General features: G+C 61.9%; 17 protein-coding genes and 1 tRNA gene. 16 read left to right on the forward strand and 2 right to left on the reverse strand.

The genetic code is table 11. The features are described 5' to 3' along the window. Positions 1 to 342: 342 nt before the first annotated feature. The 3 genes from ilvC (G1C98_RS00200) to G1C98_RS00210 all read left to right on the forward strand — a co-directional run bounded on the left by ilvC (G1C98_RS00200) (position 343) and on the right by G1C98_RS00210 (position 3,474). Positions 343 to 1,395: a ketol-acid reductoisomerase gene (gene ilvC / locus G1C98_RS00200; protein ID WP_169078131.1), complete on the forward strand. Its 1,053-nt coding sequence runs from the start codon at positions 343 to 345 to the stop codon at positions 1,393 to 1,395. Positions 1,396 to 1,942: 547 nt separating this feature from the next. Next, complete coding sequence (gene ilvC / locus G1C98_RS00205; RefSeq protein ID WP_169078133.1) at positions 1,943 to 2,992, forward strand: ketol-acid reductoisomerase; 1,050 nt, start codon at positions 1,943 to 1,945, stop codon at positions 2,990 to 2,992. Between the two features lie 317 nt (positions 2,993 to 3,309). After that, positions 3,310 to 3,474, forward strand: a complete 165-nt coding sequence (locus tag G1C98_RS00210) for a hypothetical protein (RefSeq protein ID WP_169078135.1) — start codon at positions 3,310 to 3,312, stop codon at positions 3,472 to 3,474. 112 nt (positions 3,475 to 3,586) lie between these two features. Here the strand turns inward: G1C98_RS00210 and G1C98_RS00215 are convergent, their stop codons facing one another. Together G1C98_RS00215 and G1C98_RS00220 are read right to left on the reverse strand one after the other, a co-directional pair. Beyond that, complete coding sequence (locus tag G1C98_RS00215; protein ID WP_169078137.1) at positions 3,587 to 5,467, reverse strand: sialate O-acetylesterase; 1,881 nt, start codon at positions 5,465 to 5,467, stop codon at positions 3,587 to 3,589. A gap of 68 nt (positions 5,468 to 5,535) precedes the next feature. Further along, positions 5,536 to 6,675, reverse strand: coding sequence for a GDSL-type esterase/lipase family protein (locus tag G1C98_RS00220; protein WP_169078139.1), 1,140 nt, complete (start codon positions 6,673 to 6,675; stop codon positions 5,536 to 5,538). A gap of 475 nt (positions 6,676 to 7,150) precedes the next feature. Here G1C98_RS00220 and G1C98_RS00225 point away from each other — a divergent pair, with 475 nt between their 5' ends. The 13 genes from G1C98_RS00225 (at position 7,151) to G1C98_RS00285 (ending at position 20,075) form a co-directional block, all read left to right on the forward strand. Next, the gene (locus G1C98_RS00225; protein ID WP_169078141.1) at positions 7,151 to 8,530 is read left to right on the forward strand and encodes an ABC transporter substrate-binding protein; all 1,380 of its coding nucleotides are present in this window, start codon (positions 7,151 to 7,153) and stop codon (positions 8,528 to 8,530) included. A gap of 93 nt (positions 8,531 to 8,623) precedes the next feature. Beyond that, a complete protein-coding gene (locus G1C98_RS00230; RefSeq protein WP_169078143.1) occupies positions 8,624 to 9,685 on the forward strand; it encodes a carbohydrate ABC transporter permease in 1,062 nt (353 codons plus the stop codon). Then, positions 9,685 to 10,572, forward strand: a complete 888-nt coding sequence (locus tag G1C98_RS00235; protein WP_169078145.1) for a carbohydrate ABC transporter permease — start codon at positions 9,685 to 9,687, stop codon at positions 10,570 to 10,572. The genes G1C98_RS00230 and G1C98_RS00235 overlap by 1 nt, the downstream gene beginning before the upstream one ends. A 99-nt stretch (positions 10,573 to 10,671) precedes the next feature. After that, positions 10,672 to 13,371, forward strand: a complete 2,700-nt coding sequence (locus tag G1C98_RS00240; protein ID WP_169078147.1) for a glycoside hydrolase family 2 protein — start codon at positions 10,672 to 10,674, stop codon at positions 13,369 to 13,371. A 242-nt stretch (positions 13,372 to 13,613) separates the two neighbouring features. Next, positions 13,614 to 14,660 carry a LacI family DNA-binding transcriptional regulator gene (locus G1C98_RS00245; RefSeq protein WP_169078149.1) on the forward strand — a complete coding sequence of 349 codons (1,047 nt, stop codon included), beginning with the start codon at positions 13,614 to 13,616 and terminating at the stop codon, positions 14,658 to 14,660. 127 nt (positions 14,661 to 14,787) lie between these two features. After that, the gene (rpsF, locus tag G1C98_RS00250; RefSeq protein ID WP_003825429.1) at positions 14,788 to 15,084 is read left to right on the forward strand and encodes a 30S ribosomal protein S6; all 297 of its coding nucleotides are present in this window, start codon (positions 14,788 to 14,790) and stop codon (positions 15,082 to 15,084) included. Between the two features lie 46 nt (positions 15,085 to 15,130). Continuing rightward, complete coding sequence (locus G1C98_RS00255) at positions 15,131 to 15,772, forward strand: single-stranded DNA-binding protein (protein WP_169078151.1); 642 nt, start codon at positions 15,131 to 15,133, stop codon at positions 15,770 to 15,772. A gap of 44 nt (positions 15,773 to 15,816) precedes the next feature. Then, positions 15,817 to 16,065 carry a 30S ribosomal protein S18 gene (rpsR, locus tag G1C98_RS00260; RefSeq protein ID WP_003810112.1) on the forward strand — a complete coding sequence of 83 codons (249 nt, stop codon included), beginning with the start codon at positions 15,817 to 15,819 and terminating at the stop codon, positions 16,063 to 16,065. 19 nt (positions 16,066 to 16,084) lie between these two features. After that, on the forward strand, positions 16,085 to 16,531 hold the full coding sequence (gene rplI / locus G1C98_RS00265; RefSeq protein WP_169078153.1) for a 50S ribosomal protein L9: 447 nt from the start codon (positions 16,085 to 16,087) through the stop codon (positions 16,529 to 16,531). Positions 16,532 to 16,907: 376 nt separating this feature from the next. After that, on the forward strand, positions 16,908 to 18,299 hold the full coding sequence (locus G1C98_RS00270; protein ID WP_169078154.1) for a zinc ribbon domain-containing protein: 1,392 nt from the start codon (positions 16,908 to 16,910) through the stop codon (positions 18,297 to 18,299). Between the two features lie 177 nt (positions 18,300 to 18,476). Beyond that, positions 18,477 to 18,550 (forward strand) — tRNA-Lys (locus G1C98_RS00275). A gap of 89 nt (positions 18,551 to 18,639) precedes the next feature. Then, the gene (locus tag G1C98_RS00280) at positions 18,640 to 19,158 is read left to right on the forward strand and encodes a GNAT family N-acetyltransferase (RefSeq protein ID WP_169078156.1); all 519 of its coding nucleotides are present in this window, start codon (positions 18,640 to 18,642) and stop codon (positions 19,156 to 19,158) included. A 185-nt stretch (positions 19,159 to 19,343) separates the two neighbouring features. Next, entirely contained in the window at positions 19,344 to 20,075 is a 732-nt protein-coding gene (locus G1C98_RS00285) for an MIP/aquaporin family protein (protein WP_169078158.1), read from the forward strand. Positions 20,076 to 20,228 lie beyond the last annotated feature (153 nt).

A 20,228-nucleotide genomic window follows, 5' to 3' on the forward strand; every position in this document is an offset into this window, starting at 1 on the left:
TCGCTTCGTTCGGGCGTCGCCTACCGGCAGTCCACCGGACTGTTCGTTTGGCGGCGCCGCACGGACGCCGACCCAGTCGAATGAGAGCGTGAACAATGGCGGATTTCCGCCGCATAGACTTCGCCCGAAAGGGCAAGAACATAACTGAACAACAACTGAACAACATAATTGAAAATCGGGCGTTCACTTAGTGAACACCCTTGGTGCAATCCTTGGCGAAACGGACTAAACCTGCATAGCGGAAACGCCCACAAGGACAACCAGAACAGAAGGTTTCTGCACAACCAAAGCAGAACGTTGAATATCGAATAACAAAAGAAAAAATCAATAAGGAGCGCCATTATGGCAGCAACTATCTGGTACGAAAAAGATGCCGATCTCTCCGTGTTCGAGGGCAAGAAGGTCGCCATCCTCGGTTACGGTTCCCAGGGCCACGCTCATGCTCTGAACCTGCGTGACTCCGGCGTGGATGTCGTCGTCGGCCTGCGCCCCACCTCCAAGTCCGTGGAATACGCCAAGGAGCAGGGCCTGGAAGTCAAGTCCGTCGCCGACGCCGTTGCTGAGGCCGACGTTGTGATGATCCTGCTGCCTGATCAGTACCAGGCTGCCGTGTACAAGAAGGACATCGAGCCGAACCTGAAGCCGGGCGCAGCTCTGGCCTTCGCTCACGGCTTCAACATCCACTACGGCTACATCAAGCCGAGCGAGGATCACCCGGTGTTCATGGTCGCCCCGAAGGGCCCGGGCCACATTGTGCGTCGTGAATACACCAACGGCCGTGGCGTGCCGGTCGTTGTCGCCGTGGAGCAGGATCCGGATGGCAAGACCTGGCCGCTGTGCCTGGCTTACGCCAAGGCTCTGGGCGCTCTGCGTGCAGGCGCCATCAAGACCACCTTCACCGAGGAGACCGAGACCGATCTGTTCGGCGAGCAGGATGTGCTCATGGGCGGCATCAACCACCTGTGCGACATGGGCTTCGATGTGCTGACCGAGGCCGGCTACCAGCCGGAGATCGCCTACTTCGAGGTGTTCCATGAGCTGAAGATGCTGGTTGACCTGGCTAACGAAGGCGGCCTGAACAAGGCCCGTTGGTCCTGCTCCGACACCGCTCAGTACGGCGATTACACCTCCACCGTCATCACCGAAGAGACCAAGAAGCGCATGCAGTACCAGCTCAAGCGCATCCAGGACGGCTCCTTCGCCAAGGAATTCATGGACGATCAGGCTGCCGGCGCTCCGAAGTTCAAGAAGCTGCAGGAAGAGTACAGCCACCCGCACCTGGAGACCGTTGGCCCGAAGCTGCGCGCCATGTTCTCCTGGAACAACCAGGTGGACGCCGATGCCGATATGGCCGAGTCCTTCAACGGCAAGATCGCTCGTACCCAGGTTCAGTGAGATCGCCTGATTCCGAGCTGAGAGCCGGAATCTGAAGCATTGCGTGAGACCGTCGCCCGATTCGTTCGGACGGCGGTCTTTTGCGTTTGCTGGCAGGTGCGGTGTGTGTTGGCCTGCCGTGTGTGTTGGCCTGCGTGTGTTTTCGCACGGTATGTGACCCGCATGGCGGTCGATTCGGTCGAATTGCCCCATATGGCAGCCAACTCGGTCGTTTTCGAGCCCGAAAACGACCGAATCGACCACCAAAGCGCGGATTTCGACCGAATGGGACGGAAGAGGCGGCGAGCAGAAGGGGTGCCGGACGGTTGTGCGGATGCAGCATGACGGTTGCGCGGCTGCCTCATGACGGTCGGATGGCAATGGATTGACGCGGCTTTTTATGTGACCTAGCTCACGTTGTGGACGGCGGCGAAGCTGGGGGAGCGTTACCGGTAGGATGGAACACGGTTTTGAAGGACAAAATCCTTCGCAAGACGAATAATCTGCACAACGTAGATACCCCGGCACATAGTGCCACACCCCACTACATATAAAAGGAGTGCCATTCATGGCTGCACAAATCTGGTACGAGAACGACGGTGATCTCTCGGTCCTCGAAGGCAAGAAGGTTGCCATCATCGGTTACGGTTCCCAGGGCCACGCTCATGCTCTGAACCTGCGTGATTCCGGTGTCGATGTCGTTGTCGGCCTGCGCCCCACCTCCAAGTCCGTCGAGCACGCCAAGGAACAGGGCCTGGAAGTCAAGTCCGTTCCGGAAGCCACCGCCGAAGCCGACATCATCATGATCCTGGCTCCCGATCAGTACCAGCGCAACATCTGGAAGAACGACATCGAGCCGAACATCAAGCCGGGCGCTGCCATCGCCTTCGCTCACGGCTTCAACATCCACTACGGCTACATCAAGCCGTCCGAGGACCACCCGGTCTTCATGGTCGCCCCGAAGGGCCCGGGCCACATCGTGCGCCGCGAGTACGTGAACGGCCGTGGCGTGCCGGTCGTCGTGGCCGTCGAGCAGGATCCGCGCGGCGACGCATGGGACATCACCCTCGCCTATGCCAAGGCTCTGGGTGCTCTGCGCGCCGGTGCCATCAAGACCACCTTCAAGGAAGAGACCGAGACCGATCTGTTCGGCGAGCAGAACGTGCTCATGGGCGGCGTGAACAAGCTCGTCGAAATGGGCTTCGAGGTCCTCACCGAGGCTGGCTACCAGCCGGAGATCGCCTACTTCGAGGTGTGCCACGAGCTGAAGATGCTGGTCGACCTCATGAACGAAGGCGGCCTGAACAAGGCTCGTTGGTCCTGCTCCGACACCGCTCAGTACGGCGACTACACCAACACCTGCATCGACGAGCACGTGCGTGAGCGCATGCAGTACCACCTGGGCCGCATCCAGGACGGTTCCTTCGCCAAGGAATTCATCGAGGATCAGGACGCCGGCGCTCCGAAGTTCAAGGCTCTGCAGGAAGAGTACTCCAACGTCCGCATCGAGACCGTCGGCCCGAAGCTGCGCGCCATGTTCTCCTGGAACAACGGCCAGGACGAGGACGCCGATATGGCGACCTTCAACGGCAAGATCGCTCGTACCCAGGTTCAGTGATTGCCGCTGGTCTGATATAGACAGCTAGCAAAAGCGCCACCCGTTTATTCGGGCGGCGCTTTTTGTTTTGGCGGTCGGTGCCGTGTTGTGTGATGCGGATGTCTCCGACGCGGTGCTGGTGGGAGGTTGATTCGGACGATATGGGCAAGATGGTGGTCGATTCGGTCGTTCTGGGGGTTGAAAACGACCGAGTTGACTATCAAAGTGCGGATTCCGACCGAATGGACCGCCAAGTGGGCAGCGGCGACGCGGTGGTAACTGGGGCAGCTGCGGGGCAAGAGGTATACAGACGGAACTAGGCGCGGTGGGAGGAGACTATGTCAGGCATGCGCCTGGCGGCGCGGCTGGTGCGGTGCTGGTGGGAGGTTGATTCGGACGATATGGGCAAGATGGTGGTCGATTCGGTCGTTCTGGGGGTTGAAAACGACCGAGTTGACTATCAAAGTGCGGATTTCGTTCGAATGGACCGCCAAGTGGGGTGACAGTGGTGGCGCGGAGGCGACCGGGCAGCTAGGGGGTGGCGGCAGCCGGGTCAGCTGTGGGGCAGAGACTGCAGGCGTAACCGGGCAGCTGTGGTGCGGCGGGACAAGCGGCTTATAGGGTGCGCCTGCCGGGGGCTGCGGGGAGGTTGGCTGCGTTGAACAGGGGAGCAGGACCCCAGCTGCGCCACGCGTAGCGGACGGCGGCGGGATTGATGCCTTCCGGCAGCGTGAGCAGTACCGTGCCGACAGCGGAATCAGCGGAATCAGCGGAACCCGTGCGATCTTGTTCAGGGCCGGTGGCCGAGCTGGTTTTGGCACAGTCGCATTCATGCTGATCTGCGGGTAGGGAAGTCGACGCTACCGATTCGCCTGCAACAGCGGAGTCCATGCAATCCGCGCAACCTTGGTCGTCCTCGTCATCGGCCACGATTTGTGCTGCGACGGGCTGGAACACACCATCGGCACCGGCGATCTCGAAGCCCGACTGATCGGCGCCACGCACCGTCACGGAAGCATTCTCTCGTGCTCGCCGTTCGGCGTCACGCCTGCTCGCCGGATCGGACCCGTCGAAATGCAGTCCTGCCGCGTGGCTGAATCGGACCGCAACCCGCCTATCGCCGGAAACCCGCGCATCCAACAGTTCCGGGCTGCCGACCGGCTCGCTGTCAAACCCATACACGTACCGCAGCGCGCAGGCCGCCAGACGTTCGCCTGGCGTGCGCTTGTCGGTGGGGTGGATGTTGTCGTATTCGCCGCAATCCATCAGACAGACCGCATGCACGCCGCTGATGGTGTGCGCCGCATCCCACTGCGCGGCACGGGTGACGGGCCACAGCATCGGATCGCCGGTCGATTCGTCGACCTTCTTATCGATCCACTGTGGCAACTGCGCCAGCAGGAACGGCAGATCGGCACGATGCCATAGCTCACGCCATTCCGCGATCATCAGGCCGAGCAGTTCACGGTACGTCTCGCAATACGGTTCGTCCTCCTCGCCCTGGTACCACAGCACGCCCTCGATCGTGTACGGCGCGATGCGCTGGACCATGGCCTCGAACGCTCCGCAGGTATGCCATTGCGAGAACGGCGTGACGGGCGGCGGCCACGGGCAGGCCCCGTACTGTTCGTTCAGCGTGTCCCAGGTGACATCCGGGTCGGCCTGACGTGCGGCGGCGATGGCAGCGTTCCACGCATCGAAGTCATGCTGCCAGGCGTCCGCGGCCGCATGCAGTTCTTCCATGCTTTTGCCGGCGACGGCCTGGTCATAGCGGTCCAGATACGCGCGCCCGGCGTCACAGCCTTCCAAGGTTGTGCGACTCATCCAGCAGGTGACCGACGTGCCGCCTATATAGCAGTCGACAATGCCCACGGCGATATCCGGCCCGAGCTTGGCGCGAAGCCTGCGCGCGAAATAGTAGGCGATCGCGGACATCACGCCGCTGGTCTGCGCAGAACTTTCCTGCCATGCGGAGGCGTTCTCGGCGGTTTCGTCGACCACGCCGGTTTTCGGCACATTGTAGAAACGCAGCAGCGGGTCGGCGCATTGCGCCAGCGCTTGTTCGGCATTGTCGCTGTTGCGCAGCTCGACCTCCATATTGCTTTGCCCGCCGGCCAGCCACACCACGCCGATATGCACATCCGTGAAGCGCAGCCGGTCATCGCCGGCCTCGACATGCAGTTCGTAAGGCCCGGATGCCGGCAATGCGGGCAGCTGCGCCGTCCACTGGCCGGTCGCCGTGTCGGTTTCGGCGTTCGCAGTGGCGGCCTGCCGGCCGTTCCCGTCGATAAGACGGACAGTGACGGTAGGTGTGCCGCTACCGCCGTTCGTCCGGACCGAGCCGAATACGGCGATCGGGGTCTCGCGCTGCAGCACCATGCCGTCGCCGAATATCGCCGGCATCGACAGCGCCCCGCAGGTATTGCGGTGCGGGCGTGCGTTGGCGTTGTCGTGATTCATTTCGGATCCGGGGGCTGGTCCGGTTGCGGTGACCATACGGCATCTCCTTCGATAGTGATGGTTCGGCAATGATTACGGTGTGCGCGGCCTGGGTTGTTGTGGGTTCAGCGCCACAGATCCGGCCCGAACGACCTGAGGTAGGACGTGAGCTCCATGGCCATCTCGCGCTGTTCGCTGACGCGGGGATGGCCCGGCGTGGCAGCGCCGTTGCGCAGATACATGAAGTGCTTCACGCGCGGATCGGCCACGGTCTCGCACACATCGTCGATCGCGCGGTCCCAGGCCGGGTCGTGCTGCAGGATCGTGGTGGTGAGCACGATCAGCGCATGCGGGTACTTGGCGCGCAGGGCATGCACGAAATCGACGTACCGTGCGCGCCAGTGCCGTGCCTGCTCGCCGGAATACTCTTCGGCCATGAAGTCATACGGGTGCGAATCGTTCTGCCCGATCGCCACCACGACCACCTGCGGGGTGTATGCCGAGAAGTCCCACTGCGGCGTCTCGCCGAGTTCGGGATTGTATGCGGCGCGATCCCAGATACTCTCCAGACCGAGGTAGTCGGGGGCGTGGAACCATCCGATGCCGTCGATCAGGCTCGCGCCGCCCTGCGCCACCAGATGCGCCTGCGCGCCGAGATTGCGGGCGGTGACGGCGGCATAGGAGTGCCAGGCGTTGCTGTAGCCGCTCAGGTCCACTTCCGGGTCGGCCTTGCCTTCGTAGCAGATGGCCTCGCAGCGCTCGCCGCAGGTGACCGAATCGCCGTAGAACTCGATGCGGCGGCTGGATTGCGGTTCGGTGGGTGCGGCGATGGTGGCGTCGTCGTCGATGAGCACGCCGTGCATGTCGAAGCGGACCCCGCCCTCATCCTGCCGTTTGAAGATGATGACGTCGTGTTCGATGTTCGGCAGATGCTCGGCGAGCATGATGTCGACCGGCTGGCGTGCGTCGCGCGTTTCCGCCTGTTCGGGCTCGACCCTGCTGGGGTACCCGTTGACGAGCGATACGGCGTCGTGCGCGGCGTCGATGGGGACGGGCACCTTGACCTGCATGCCGTCGATGACGGCTCCGAGATAGATGTCGCCGTAACCCCAATGGTGCACGAGCCTGGCGCCGATGGCGGTGCCGGTGCAGCGGAAATGCACTTGGGTGTAAGGGAAGGCCCAGATTCGGCGGGTGGGGCTTGGCGCGGCCATGCGCCCCATGGTGTGGCTCAGTGCCGGGTTGGCGAAGTCGATTAGCTGCATCGTTCTCCTTTGACGTCTGCGGGTGGTACCGTTCTTCCCCAAGAATATGGCAAGTATGGATATGACTGATGTTAATCGCTTAAGTAAAAAATGCCAATCCGAAGGTGTTTTGGAGGCGGTGCCGGCCGGTTTCCATAGTCGCAATCGATGACACGCCGCACGCAAAAAAGTGTTTTGAAAATGTTGTCACGCCGCTATTTACTTGGGTTTTCGGGTACATATGCCGAAAGCGCTGAATAAGTTGTCATCGGCATAAACAGTGCGATACGGCACTTTTGGCCGCTTGATGGCTTACTTAAGCGCTTGACATACTGAAACAACGCGTTTATTCTGTGAGATACCGCTTCACCGGAAGGTAGGCAGAGAAGCCTGAGGGGGTTGCGGTCATCGCCCACGGTTCGGTGAAGAATCCGTAAGCGATGGCGCGAGGAGGCAGGCGTCGAATCGCAAGCGTTCCATGAGGAAGGACACGGAAATGAACTTCAAGAAAATCATCGCTGCGGGTGTTGCGGCCCTCAGCCTGGTCAGCTTCGCCGCATGCGGCAGCTCCAATGGCAGCTCCAGCGGCCAGACCGACATGACCTACGACAAGATCGAACTCGGCAAGACCGGCAAGGACATCAAGACCAGCATCAAGTTCTACAACGGCCGCACCGATATGAGCCTGGACTCCTACCCGGGCAAGAACTGGAAGTCCTACATCGCCGACTTCAACAAGCTGTACCCGAACATCAAGGTCACCGCACAGTCCGACTCCAACTACGCGGACAATGCGCTCACCCGCCTGCAGGGCGGCGACTGGGGCGACATCATGATGATCCCGTCCGTCGATAAGTCCGAACTGAGCAACTACTTCATCTCCTACGGCTCCCTCGACACCATGAAGAAGCAGGTCAAGCTCGCCTCCGAGAAGGCCTACGACGGCAAGTCCTACGGCGTGGCCACCGACGGCCAGACCTCCGGCGTGGTCTACAACAAGGCCGTGTTCAAGAAGGCCGGCATCACCACGCTGCCGACCACCCCGGACGAGTTCATCAAGGACCTCAAGCTCATCAAGGAAAAGACCAACGCGACGCCGCTGTACACCAACTATGCGGCCGGCTGGACCATGGGCGCCTGGGATGCCTACATCGGCACCACCGCCACCGGTGACAACACCTACATGAACCAGAAGCTCGTGCACACCAAGGCCCCGTTCAAAGATCCGGGCGACGGCACCCACGCCTACAACGTGTACAAGGTCCTGTACGACGCCGTGGCAGACGGCCTGACCGAAGACGATTACTCCACCACCGACTGGGAGACCTCCAAGGGCAAGATCAACAACGGCGAGATCGGCACCATGGTGCTCGGTGCCTGGGCCGTGACCCAGATGAAGCAGGCCGGCGACCACCCGGACGACATCGGCTACATGCCGTTCCCGATCTCCATCAAGGGCAAGCAGTACGCCTCCCTGGGCGGCAACTACTCCATGGGCATCAACAAGAAGTCCTCCAAGGACAACCAGGAAGCCGCCATGATCTTCGTCAAGTGGCTCACCGAAAAGTCCGGCTACGCCAAGAACGAGGGCGGCATCCCGATCAAGTACGGCGACAACACCCTGCCGTCCATCTATGAGGACTTCAAGAACGTCAAGATGGAAGCCGACGCCGATGCGCTCAAGGGCGAGGACGATCTGTTCGCCGACGTCAACTCCGACTCCGAGCTTGGTATCAACTCCAACGGCAACAAGCGCGTCCAGGCCATCGTTGAGCACGCGGCCAAGAAGGACAAGTCCCTCGACAGCATCGTGAGCGAGTGGAACAAGGCCTGGTACAAGGCCATGCAGGACGACGACGCGGAAGCCAAGTACTGATCTCATCCCCTCCCCATCCCACCGGCGGCCGCCGACCATAGGCAGGCGGCCGCCGGTTTCCTTTCCACAGACATCGCAAGAAAAGAGAGCATCATGACTACCGCGCAAACGGAAGCGGTCGCCGTCTCGTCGGACGACATTCCGTTCAATACCCACAAGCGCGACTGGAAGAAGGGCGCCATCATCGTCGCCTTCTGCATCATCCCGGTCGCCCTGCTGGTCATCTTCACGTACTGGCCGTTCATCCAGATGTGCGGATACTCCTTCTACAAGATGAAGTACATCGGCACGCCGCGATTCATCGGACTGCGCAACTACCGTGACATCTTCACCCGTCCGGAACTGCTCGCCACACTGAAGCTCAGCCTCTACTACATGGTCGGCGCGCTCATCCAGGTGGCCCTGGCCCTGTACTTGGCGACCGTGCTGGCATTCAAGGTGCGCGCCGGTGGCTTCTTCAAGGCCGCCATGTTCTTCCCCTATCTGATCAACGGCATCGCCGTCGGCTTCATCTTCAAGTTCTTCTACACCCGCGGCTACGTGCTCGACACCGTACTGCAATGGTGCGGATTCAGTCAGGATTCGCTGCCGTACTGGCTGAAGGACCAGTCGATCAACAACTGGGCTCTGGTGGGTTCGTCGGTCTGGCGCTACCTCGGCTCGACCCTGATCCTGTTCATCGGCGCGATCATGTCGATCGACTCCACGCTGTACGAGGCGGCGGAGATCGACGGCGCCAACAAGTGGCAGCAGTTCAAGCACATCATCCTCCCCGGCATCCAGACCATCCTGGTGCTGAACATCATCCTCTCCATCACCGGTTCGCTCTCCGCCTTCGAAGGCCCGTACGTCATCACCTCCGGCGCGAATGGCACCGGCACCTACATGGTGCAGATGGACAAGATCGCGCACACCGACCAGAAGGTCGGCCTGGCATCGGCCATGGCCGTGGTGCTGCTGGTCATCATCATGGTCTGCGCATTGCTGCAGAAGATCATCATGGGCGTGCTGTTCCGCGATGCCGACGATGGCACCGCCAAGGCTCGCAAGAAGGCCGCAAAGATCGAAAAGGCCCGTCGCCGTGAACTGAGGAAGGCCAACAGGGTCGCCGCAGGCAAGGCGCCGATATTCAAGAACGGAAAGGCGGTGGCGTGATGACAAGCGCAACTGTTCAGGCACAGCCGGTGCAAAAGGTGAGCTTCTGGTACCACTTCAAGCAGTGGGCGCTGACCTTCCTGAAGTACCTCAGCCTCATCTTCGTCACCTTCTGGATGCTGCTGCCGCTGGTCACCTGCTTCTTCACCGCGGCGAAGGACACCAAGGAATGGCAGAGCACCTCCGTGATGGCGCTGCCGAAGAACTTCTTCAACTTTAGCAACTACGTCGAGGCATTCAAGCTGTCGAACATGGGCGTCGCCTTCCGCAACTCCCTGATCGTGCTGGTCGCGGTCTGCTTCCTGACCACCATCATCGGCACACAGCTGGCCTACGTGCTCAGCCGCTTCACCTTCCCGGGCAACGCGGTCATCCGCACCGCCTTCCTGCTGGCCTCCCTGCTTCCCGGCATCGCCATGCAAGTCGCGGTCTACAAGATCATGGGCACGTTCCACCTGATCAACTCGCTGTGGGGCTACATCATCATGTCGATGGGCACCGATGTGATCTCGATCTACATCTTCATCCAGTACTTCGAGAACATCTCCATCTCCCTCGATGAGGCCGCCCTGATGGATGGCGCAAGCTATTTCACCATCTACAGCTGCATCCTCCTGCCGCTGCTCAAGCCCGCCATCGTGACCTGCCTGATCCTCAAGGGCGTCGGCATCTACAACGAGTACTACGCGGCCAACCTGTACCTGCAGGACAAACAGAGAATCGGCACGGTGGCCATCTCGCTGTACGCCTTCACCGGTCCGCAAGGCTCCAAGTACAACCTCATCTGCGCAGGCGTGATCATCACCCTGCTGCCCGCCCTGATCGCCTTCCTGCTCTTCCAGAAGCAGATCTACAACGGCGTGGCCGCAGGCGCCGTGAAGGAATAACGCCGATCAGCCGCATGGAAACCGCCTGGAACGTGCCGCCTCGCACATTCCGAAGGCGGTTTCCCTACACCATCATCATTCGTAAAAGGACTCATGAAGATGACCCACACACCTAGCACATTCGCGCCGCTCGCCGGCACGTGGACGCTCACCGCGCTCAACCCCGCCGCAGTGCCCGAAGAACTCCGCGACCGCCTCACCGCAGGCATTCCCGCCACCGTTCCAGGAGAGGCGACGCTCGACCTGCTCAACGCCGGACTGATCGACGATCCGTTCGATGGCGACAACGAGAACAAGCAGCAGTGGATCGGCGACGTCGACTGGCGATTCACCTGTACGTTCGACTGGCACGACGACGGCTCCGACCGCCACGACCTCGTCGCCTACGGCCTCGACACCATCGCCGCACTCGCCCTGAACGGTCGCCCGGTGGCGCAGACCCGCAACTGCCATCGCTCCTATCGCTGGGATGTGCGCGACCTGCTGGTCGACGGCACCAACGAACTCACGGTGAGCTTCACCTCGCCGGTGCGCGAATCCGACCGCATGGAACAGCAGCGCGGCTACTACCCGCACACCGAGCACCACGCCTTCAACCAGATCCGCAAGCCCAGCTACTCCTTCGGCTGGGATTGGGGCATCGACGTGGCCAACGCCGGCATCTGGCGCGAAATCGGCATCGACTCCTGGAACGACGTGCGCCTGGCCGCCGTCCGCCCGCTCGTGGACGTGGACAAGGACGGCAACGGCATCCTGACCGTCACCGTCGAAGTGGAACACGCCGGCGCGGGCCGCATCATGAGCCCGTACGACTCCCACCCCGCACTCAAGCCGCTGAGCGTGAACGTGGCGCTCGCCGGCCATGGCGTCACCACCGATGTGGATATGGAGATCCCCGAAGGCCGCAATACCGGCGTCGCACGTCTGGTGGTGCCGGACGTCAAGCGTTGGTGGCCGATCGGCTACGGTGACCAGCCGCTGTACACCCTGCACGTCTGCGCCGGCGGATGCGCCCAGTGGCAGGGCAAGGTCGGCTTCCGCACCGTGCACGTGGACACCCGCGCCGACGAGATCGGCCGCCCGTTCCAGATCTACGTGAACGACGTGCCCGTGCACGCACGCGGCTACAACTGGATCCCCGACGACGCGTTCATCGGTCGTCTGTCGAGCAAGGACTACGAGCGCGGCATGCGCGACCTGGTGGAGTCCAATTCCAACATGGTGCGCGTGTGGGGCGGCGGCATCTACGAAGCCGACGAGTTCTACGATCTGTGCGACGAGAAGGGCATCATGGTCTGGCAGGACTTCATGCTCGCCTGCGCCGCATACCCCGAAGACGAGGAGACCAAGACCGAGGTGGAGGCTGAGGCCCGCGAGCACATCACGCGCCTGAGCGCCCACCCGAGCCTGATCGTGTGGAACGGCTCCAACGAGAACTACGTGGCCTACTCCGAATGGGGCGGCTACAAGCAGGCCCTGCGCGACGACGACCGCAAGCCGAACGCGTACGGATACGGCGAAAAGCCGTGGGGCGACTACTATTATTCCAAGCTGTTCCCCTCCCTGCTGGCCGAACTCGACCCGGGTCGCTCCGTGTACCTGCCCAGCTCCCCGATGGCCTTCACCCCGTTCGTCTCCGCCAACATGGACACCGACGGCACCATGCACATCTGGGACGCATGGAACCGCGCCGACTACACCGTGTACGCGCAGTACACCCCGCGCTTCGCCGACGAATTCGGCTACCAGGCACCGCCCGCCTTCAGCACGCTGACCCGCGTGGTGCACGACGAGAAGCTCGAACCGTTCGGCAAGCAGATGCTCGTGCACCAGAAGGCCTCCGGCGGCAACTACAAGCTCGCCCGCGGCATGCGTTCCCACCTGACCCCCGGCCACCTCAACGACGTGAGCTTCGGCGGCGTGGTCAACGGCAAGCCGTCCGACGGCGAGCACAGCTGGCTGATCCCCACCGACAACTGGGCGGATATCGAGGATTGGCACTGGGCATGCCAGCTGCAGCAGGCACAGGCCATGCGTTTCGGCGTGGAGCACATGCGCTCGCTGGAACCGGTGAACGCCGGCGCGCTGATCTGGCAGCTGAACGATGACTGGCCGGTCGTTTCCTGGGCCGCGGTCGACTTCGACGGTCACCGCAAGCCGGTGTGGTACGCGTCGCGCGACTTCTTCGCGCCGAGGCTCGCCACTATCCAGCCGCGTACCAGCGAGGAATACCGCGAAACCCACAGCTGGGAAGGCGTGAAGACCGACACTGATCACCTGGAGCTCATCGTGCTGAACGATACGCGCGAGGAGTGGGATGGCGTGTGGTCCGTCAAGCGCGTGACGCTCGATGGCAAGGTGCTCGCCTCCGACGAGTTCTCGGTGCATCTGGGTGCCGTCGATCATCAGGGCATTGCGCTGGGCGAGGATCTGGCCACGTTCGACGATCCGTCCAACGAACTGCTGGTGGCGTCCGCTGTCGACGGTTCCTTCGCCAAGGTCATCTACAATCCGGCCGAAGTGATCGACCAGGCACTGCCCGCGCCGTCCGAGGCGTTCGCCGCCGAGGCCAAGGCCGTGGATGGCGGCTACGAGCTGACCGTCACCGCCAAGGGCTACGTGCGCGACATGTTCTGCATGGTGGACAAGGTCGACCCGCAGGCCCGCGTCGCCGAAGGCATGGTCTCCCTGCTGCCGGGCGAGCAGGCGACGTTCCATATCGCCTCCGGCAAGCAGATCGATCCGGCAGCGTTCACGGCACCGAACGTGCTGCGGTCCGCCAACGACCTGAAGCGGTGAACGGCGGCGGCAATCATATGCCGCCTGACCTGCGCATAGCGGCTGCGAAGTAGCGGCCGAGCAAGAGAGGAAGCGCTTCGGCCCACAACGGGCTGAAGCGCTTCTTGCCTTGTAATGCATGGGTTTTGGCGTATGCTGGACACTAGTGCGGATGTCTGTTGCGACAGGTATCATCCGCGTTCGTTAAACGCTTTGCCGAATTCGTGGAGCTTTCGGCAGGCAAAGCAAGGAAAGGAGATGCCGTGGCTGGTCAGAAGAACAAGGTCACCATTTTCGATGTCGCCAAGGCCTCCGGTGTCTCCAGCAGCGCCGTCTCCTACGCGCTGAACAACAAGCCCGGCGTTTCCGAGGCCACCCGCGCCAAAGTGCTGAAGATCGCACGCGACCTCGGCTGGAAGCCGAACGGTGCCGCCCAGTCGCTGGCCCGGTCGAATACGAGCCGTATCGGCGTGGTTCTGGCGCGTGAGGAAACACAGCTGCTTTCCGTCGAACCGTACATGATGGAGCTGCTGGCCGGCTTGGGAACCGAGCTGGAACAGCACGATTACTCGATTCTGCTGCGTTTCGCCGTCGGGCGTGACGCCGAAATGGCGATTCTCAAGGACTGGATCGCCACCGGCAACGTGGACGCGCTGCTGCTGGTCAATCTTGAGATGGACGATCCGCGCGTGGAGCTGCTGAAGAACAATCCGGAGATGCCGGTGCTCGCGCTGTGCGACCCGTCGCTGTCCGGCGGTCTGCCGGTCATGCGAAGCCTCGATATGCAGGCCGTCACCAGAGCCGTGTCGTATCTGCACGATCTGGGCCATGAGCGCATCGGGCGCGTCGGCGGCCCGGAAAGCTTCGGCCACTCCTATATCCGCGACGCCGCGTTCTCCGACGCCGCCGCGGAGCTCGGCGTCCGCTACCGCTGCCTGCACGCCGACTACACGCCGTCGGGCGGCATCGAGGCGACCAAGCGCCTGCTGTCCGTCAGCCCCAGGCCCACCGCGATCATCTACGACAACGACGTGATGGCCCTGGCCGGCATGGGCATCGCCCGCGAAATGGGCTTCGACATCCCCGGAGACCTGTCGATCATGGCGTGGGACGATTCCTTCATGTGCACCGCGGTGTTCCCGCATCTGACCGTCATGGGCCGAGACATCGTCGGTTCCGGCCGTCGTGCCGCGCAGCTGCTGCTGAAGATCATCGACGGCGAACAGGTCGATGTGGCGGACGAGGCCCCGTACGATCTGCGCGAACGCGCCTCGACCGGCCCGGTCCCCGCGGAGACGGCCAACAGGTAGTCGCTTCGTCGCCAAGGGGTTGTACCATAGGAAAGTTGCTTGTTTCAGGTCATCCGACCGCAAGCAGCGCGTATACACACTCCTGCCATGGAACGTCCGTGGCCGAATAGTCCGAAGGAGGTGGGTGATGTCTGCGCACAAGTACGAACTGATGTTCATCGCCGATCCTGAGCTGGATGAGCGCGGTCTGAAGAAGCTGACCGAGCAGTATCTGGAACTCGTCACCAAGGAAGGCGGTTCTGTTGACGAACCCGATTACTGGGGCCGTCGCAAGCTTGCTTACGAAATCGCCGGCAAGACCGAGGGTAACTACGTTGTGGTGACCTACTCCGCCGAGCCTGCTACGAGCGACGAACTGGATCGTGTGCTCAACCTTAACGAATCCGTGATCCGCACGAAGATTCTTCGCAAGGACGCCAAGTAAGTTTTATCGTCAGCGTCACGCTGGATAGAGATAAGAAGGACACGTCATGGCAGGTGAAACCGTCATCACCGTGGTGGGCAATCTCACCGCGGATCCCGAGCTGCGCACCATCGGAAGCGGCGCTTCCGTGTGCAGCTTCACCATTGCTTCGACTCCGCGCACCTATAACCGCCAGACCGGCCAGTTCGAGGACGGTCAGGCGCTGTTCATGCGCTGCAGTGCATGGCGTGACCTTGCCAACCACTGCGCGCAGAGCCTGTCCAAGGGCATGCGCGTGATCGCACAAGGCCGTTTGCAGCAGCGTTCCTATCAGGCACAGGACGGTTCCAACCGCACTGTGTTCGAGATGCAGGTCGATGAGATCGGCCCGTCGCTGCGATACGCCACCGCACAGGTGCAGCGCCAGTCGTCCGGTCAGGGCGGCTTCGCCGGCCGCAACAACGGCAACTCCGGCTATTCCGGCGGGGCCAGCGGCTTCGGCGGCAACGCGGGCGGCTACAACGGCGGCAATACCGGCTTTGGCGGTAACTCCGGATTCGGCGGCGCTCCGAGCGCCCCGTCCAATCCGGCGGCCAATCAGGCACCCGCTGCCGACCCCTGGGGTAACGGCGGCGACGGAAGCAACAGCTTCTCCACGTTCGGCGGCTCCTCCGATTTCGGTGGTGGCGACGACGAGCCTGAGTTCTGATCATCCAGCACACTGCATTTTCAATCGTTCATAAGGAGAACATCATGTCACGTAAGAGGCCGCAACCGCCGGTCAAGCCGTTCAAGAAGAAGCCGAACCCGCTGAAGGCGGCGAAGGTCACCGAGATCGATTACAAGGACGTCGCTCTGCTGCGTAAGTTCATTTCCGATCGCGGCAAGATCCGTTCCCGTCGTATCACCGGTGTCACCGTGCAGGAACAGCGTGAGATTTCGAAGGCCATCAAGAACGCCCGCGAAATGGCTCTGCTGCCGTACGCCACCTCTGGTCGCTGAGTTAGGGAGGCTATGAATCATGGCTGAAACCAAGGTTATTCTTACCAAGACCGTTGCCAACCTCGGTCACTCCGGTGACGTCGTCGAGGTCAAGCCCGGCTTCGCTCGCAACTACCTCATCCCGCAGGGCCTCGCCTTCGCTTGGAACAAGGGCGCTGAGAAGCAGATTCTCGCTATGAAGCGCGCTCGTCTGGCTCAGGCCGTCGCCACCCGCGAGGATGCCGTTGCCGCCAAGGCCGCCATCGAAGGCACCGCCGTCGAGATCACCGCCAAGGTGTCCGAGTCCGGCAAGCTGTTCGGTAGCGTCTCCACCGAGCAGATCGCTCTGGCTCTGGAAGACAAGGCCGTTGTGGACCCGAAGTCCATCGAGGTCGAGCCCATCAAGACCACCGGCGAATTCCCGGCAAAGGTCGCTCTCCACCCGGAGATCACCGCTTCCTTCTTCGTGAAGGTCGTCGCTGAGTGAATCCGGCCCGGTCGCTAGGCGTTTGCGTCTAGCGGCTTTCTCAGACTGAAACGTCTTGAGCTTAAGCATTGAGTGCCCCCGTACGTTCCGCGTGCGGGGGCACTCGTATATGTGCGTACATATGCCGTGCTGTGCCGTGTGCTTGTGTGCCGTGTGCTTGTGTGTTGTGTGGCGGGGCGTGAGGCTTGTGTGAGGGCTGGAAAGGCCTGTGATGGGGGATTGCGCTTTGGGTCCGTGCGCACCTGCGCGTGGGATTGTTTGACGGCTGTTCCGGTGGCCGCTCGGCGGTCGTTCCTGTCCGGTAATACCGGAAGAGAGTTGCATAGTCGAAGCGTGCACGCGGAGAAGGGCGTGCGCGGCGAGAGGAGCTGAGAGAATGCGATGCGATAACTGCGGCGCGCAGGTGGGACAGGAAGACAGATTCTGCGAGCAGTGCGGCAAGCCTGTGGCGCATGCGGATGTCCAGCAGCAGAACACGGTGCAGCCGGATACGGCCCAGAGAGGCATGGAATCCGGCGATGCCATGCCGGCCGCTGTACAGCCCAGTGAGGTGAGTTGCCGGTTCTGCGGTTCGCCGGCAGAGCCTGATATGCGGTTCTGCCAGAATTGCGGCATGGCATTGGGTGGCGATGATGCCGGTGCCGGAGGTACGGGCGCGAGACCGGTCCAGACGGCACCCGTCGGTGCCGGTACCGGTGCCGATACCGATACGGCTGTCGTGCCGGCTGCGAATACGACGGCATACGGTACGCAGACAGTCGGCACGCAGTCTGTCGGATTGCCGTCCGACGGTTCGCAATCCGCAGGTTCCCGTCCCGGCTCCCATCGCAAGGCCGTCATCGCCATTGTCGCGGTGATCGCCGTCGTGGCCATCGTCGCCGCACTGGTCGCATGCTTCCAGCTGGGCCGCCGCTCCGCATCCAACGACGCCGGCCGGGCATCGGCATCCGCTTCGGCATCGCAGTCCGGCACTCACGCCCGAAGCGGCTCGCATGGCGATACAACGTCGAAGTCCAAGGATTCGGACTCGACCGTCGTGTGCGACTCGACGCCGACCGCCGAAGTGGATTCGGTGGATCACAGCGGGTCCACGATGATCGCCACGGTCCGCTTCTCGGCATCGTCCTGCGATGGTGAGTTCAAGCAGCGCGACGTGCGCATCGCCTTCAAGGACGGCGACGATACGGTGGCGGCCGCGGTGTTCGACTTCTCCGCCAAGCCGCTGCGGTTCAGCGACGGCGAGACTACGGCGAAACTGGCGTTCTCCACGTCGCAATACTGGCGTCCGTACGATCTGATCGACGCGTACACCACCAGCGTCTCGCTGCGCACCAAGACAAGCGGCGAAGGCAAGGGCAACACCGATACGCATGGCGCATACGGCGGGGCGAATGTGGACGCCACCGAGATCGAGCGGTACGCGCATGATGCGCTGGAATGGCAGGTCGACCACGATCAGCTGGATATCAGCAGGTTCTATGATGCCCCGACCACGCAGCTGTCCAGCAAGAAGTACGGCATGGAGATCGACGGCAAGGTATGGAAGTACGGCGACATCTACGCGCAGTTCTTGGACTTGCGTGCGAAGTGGCCGAGCGCGGTGATGCTGTGGGCCTCGGACTACACGTACTACACGCGCAACGGCCACGAGTCCGACTTCTACGTGGTGCTTTCCGGCGAGACCTTCGACTCCAAGGACGCGGGCAAGTCGTGGTGCAGCGAGAACCATTTCGGTGCCAACGACTGCATGGCGATCCAGCTGGACTGAATTTCGGGTCGAATCGGGCTGAATTGTGCCGGCAATGTTCCAAAAGAGCATGCAACGGCGCTTTTCGGCAGTGTTGTGGAATCGTTGGAATTCCAACGATTCCCAGCGCGACACGCCGATGTTTGCGCCTAGGGTGATTCTGAGTATAGTTATCTCTTGGTTCAAGCAATGGCCAACGCCCCTTTAGCTCAGTTGGTTAGAGCAGCTGACTCTTAATCAGCGTGTCCAGGGTTCGAATCCCTGAGGGGGCACAGATAAGACCCAAGCCTAACGGCTTGGGTCTTTTTGTATTCGCAGAAGGCCGGGCGGCCGGCGTCGGAACAGCACGGAGGCGGACACCATGAGCCAGACAATGCATGTTTGTACGGAAAGCGACCTGGACGCGCTGCGCGACCTGTCCATCGCCACGTACAGGCAGACCTTCGCCGCCGTGAATACCGAAGAGAACATGAACGCCTACCTGGAGGACGCGTTCGCCGCCGACAAGCTGTTGCGAGAGCTGCGCGACGAGAGCTCGGAATTCGTGCTGGCGGAGAACGACGGCAGACCGGCAGGATACCTCAAGATCAACGAGGCTCCATCACAGACGGAATTCAACGACACGGCCTCCCTGGAGATCCAACGGATCTACATCGACGGCAGGGCACAGGGCAAGGGCTTGGGAACGCGTCTGATGCAATACGCCATCGACACGGCGAAGGAACGCGGGAAGCAATATGTGTGGCTCGGCGTCTGGGAGCACAACGACAAGGCGATCCGCTTCTACGCGCGCAACGGCTTCTACCGGATTGGAGAACACGCCTTCATCATGGGCGACGACAAGCAGACCGACCACCTCATGCGCAAGGACCTGCGGTGACGGTCTGCCACGCGTGCGGATGACCTGTATGCGGTGGTGCCTGCGCATAAGCCATTGGATGCTGCTGGGGGATTGCTGCAGGACTTCCGGCGTGAGGAGTAATGTTGTACTACTGTTGTCCGCTTAGAGCGGAAATCGCAATACCCTGTTTTATCTCGAGAGAAGAAGCAATAGAGGAAACTGCAGTGGAATACTCACTCTTTACCAAGCTTGCCGCGGAATTCGTCGGCACCGCTATCCTGATGGTCTTCGGCAACGGTTCGGTCGCCAACGCGGAACTGAAGAACACCAAGGGCTACCACGCCGGTTGGCTGAACATCGCCATGGGCTACGGTTTCGGCGTGATGTTCCCGGTGCTGATGTTCGGCGGCATCTCCGGTGCCCACATCAACCCGGCCATGACCATCGCACAGGCCGTCAACGGCATGTTCCCGTGGAACGAAGTGCTGCCGTACATCATCGCCCAGCTGCTCGGCGCGCTCGTCGGCCAGCTCATCGTGTACATCACCTACTACCCGCACTACAAGGACACCGACGATGCCGAAGCCATCCTCGGCACCTTCTGCACCACCGACGCCCACAATGACCGCATCAACTACTTCCTCAACGAGTTCTTCGGCACCTTCATGCTGGTGCTCGGCGCGCTGTGCTGCCTGAGCCTGCCGTGGGGCAAGGCCGATCTCGCCGCCGCGTCCATCGTCGTCGGCTTCATCGTGTGGGGTCTGGTCACCTCCATGGGCGGCCCGACCGGCCCTGGCCTGAACCCGGCCCGCGACCTGATGCCGCGTCTGCTGCACTCCATCCTGCCGATCCCGAACAAGGGCGATTCCCGTTGGGGCGAGGCCTGGATTCCGGTCGTGGCTCCGATTTGCGGCGCGATTCTCGGTGCGTTCCTGTTCAACGTGCTGTTCGCCTGAACCGCGTTGATTCGCTGATTTGCTGATTCACGTTTGCGCGTGATCGCCCAGCCCGTCGCTTCGTGCGGCGGGCTTTTTCATTGCCGTTGCACGTGGCTTGCACGTGCCTTCGTGCTGCAGCCTCACGCATGGACTTGCCACAGGGCGTAGCCG

Origin of the sequence: Bifidobacterium erythrocebi, from assembly GCF_012932675.1 — a bacterium.
Taxonomy (GTDB): Bacteria; Actinomycetota; Actinomycetes; order Actinomycetales; family Bifidobacteriaceae; genus Bifidobacterium; species Bifidobacterium erythrocebi.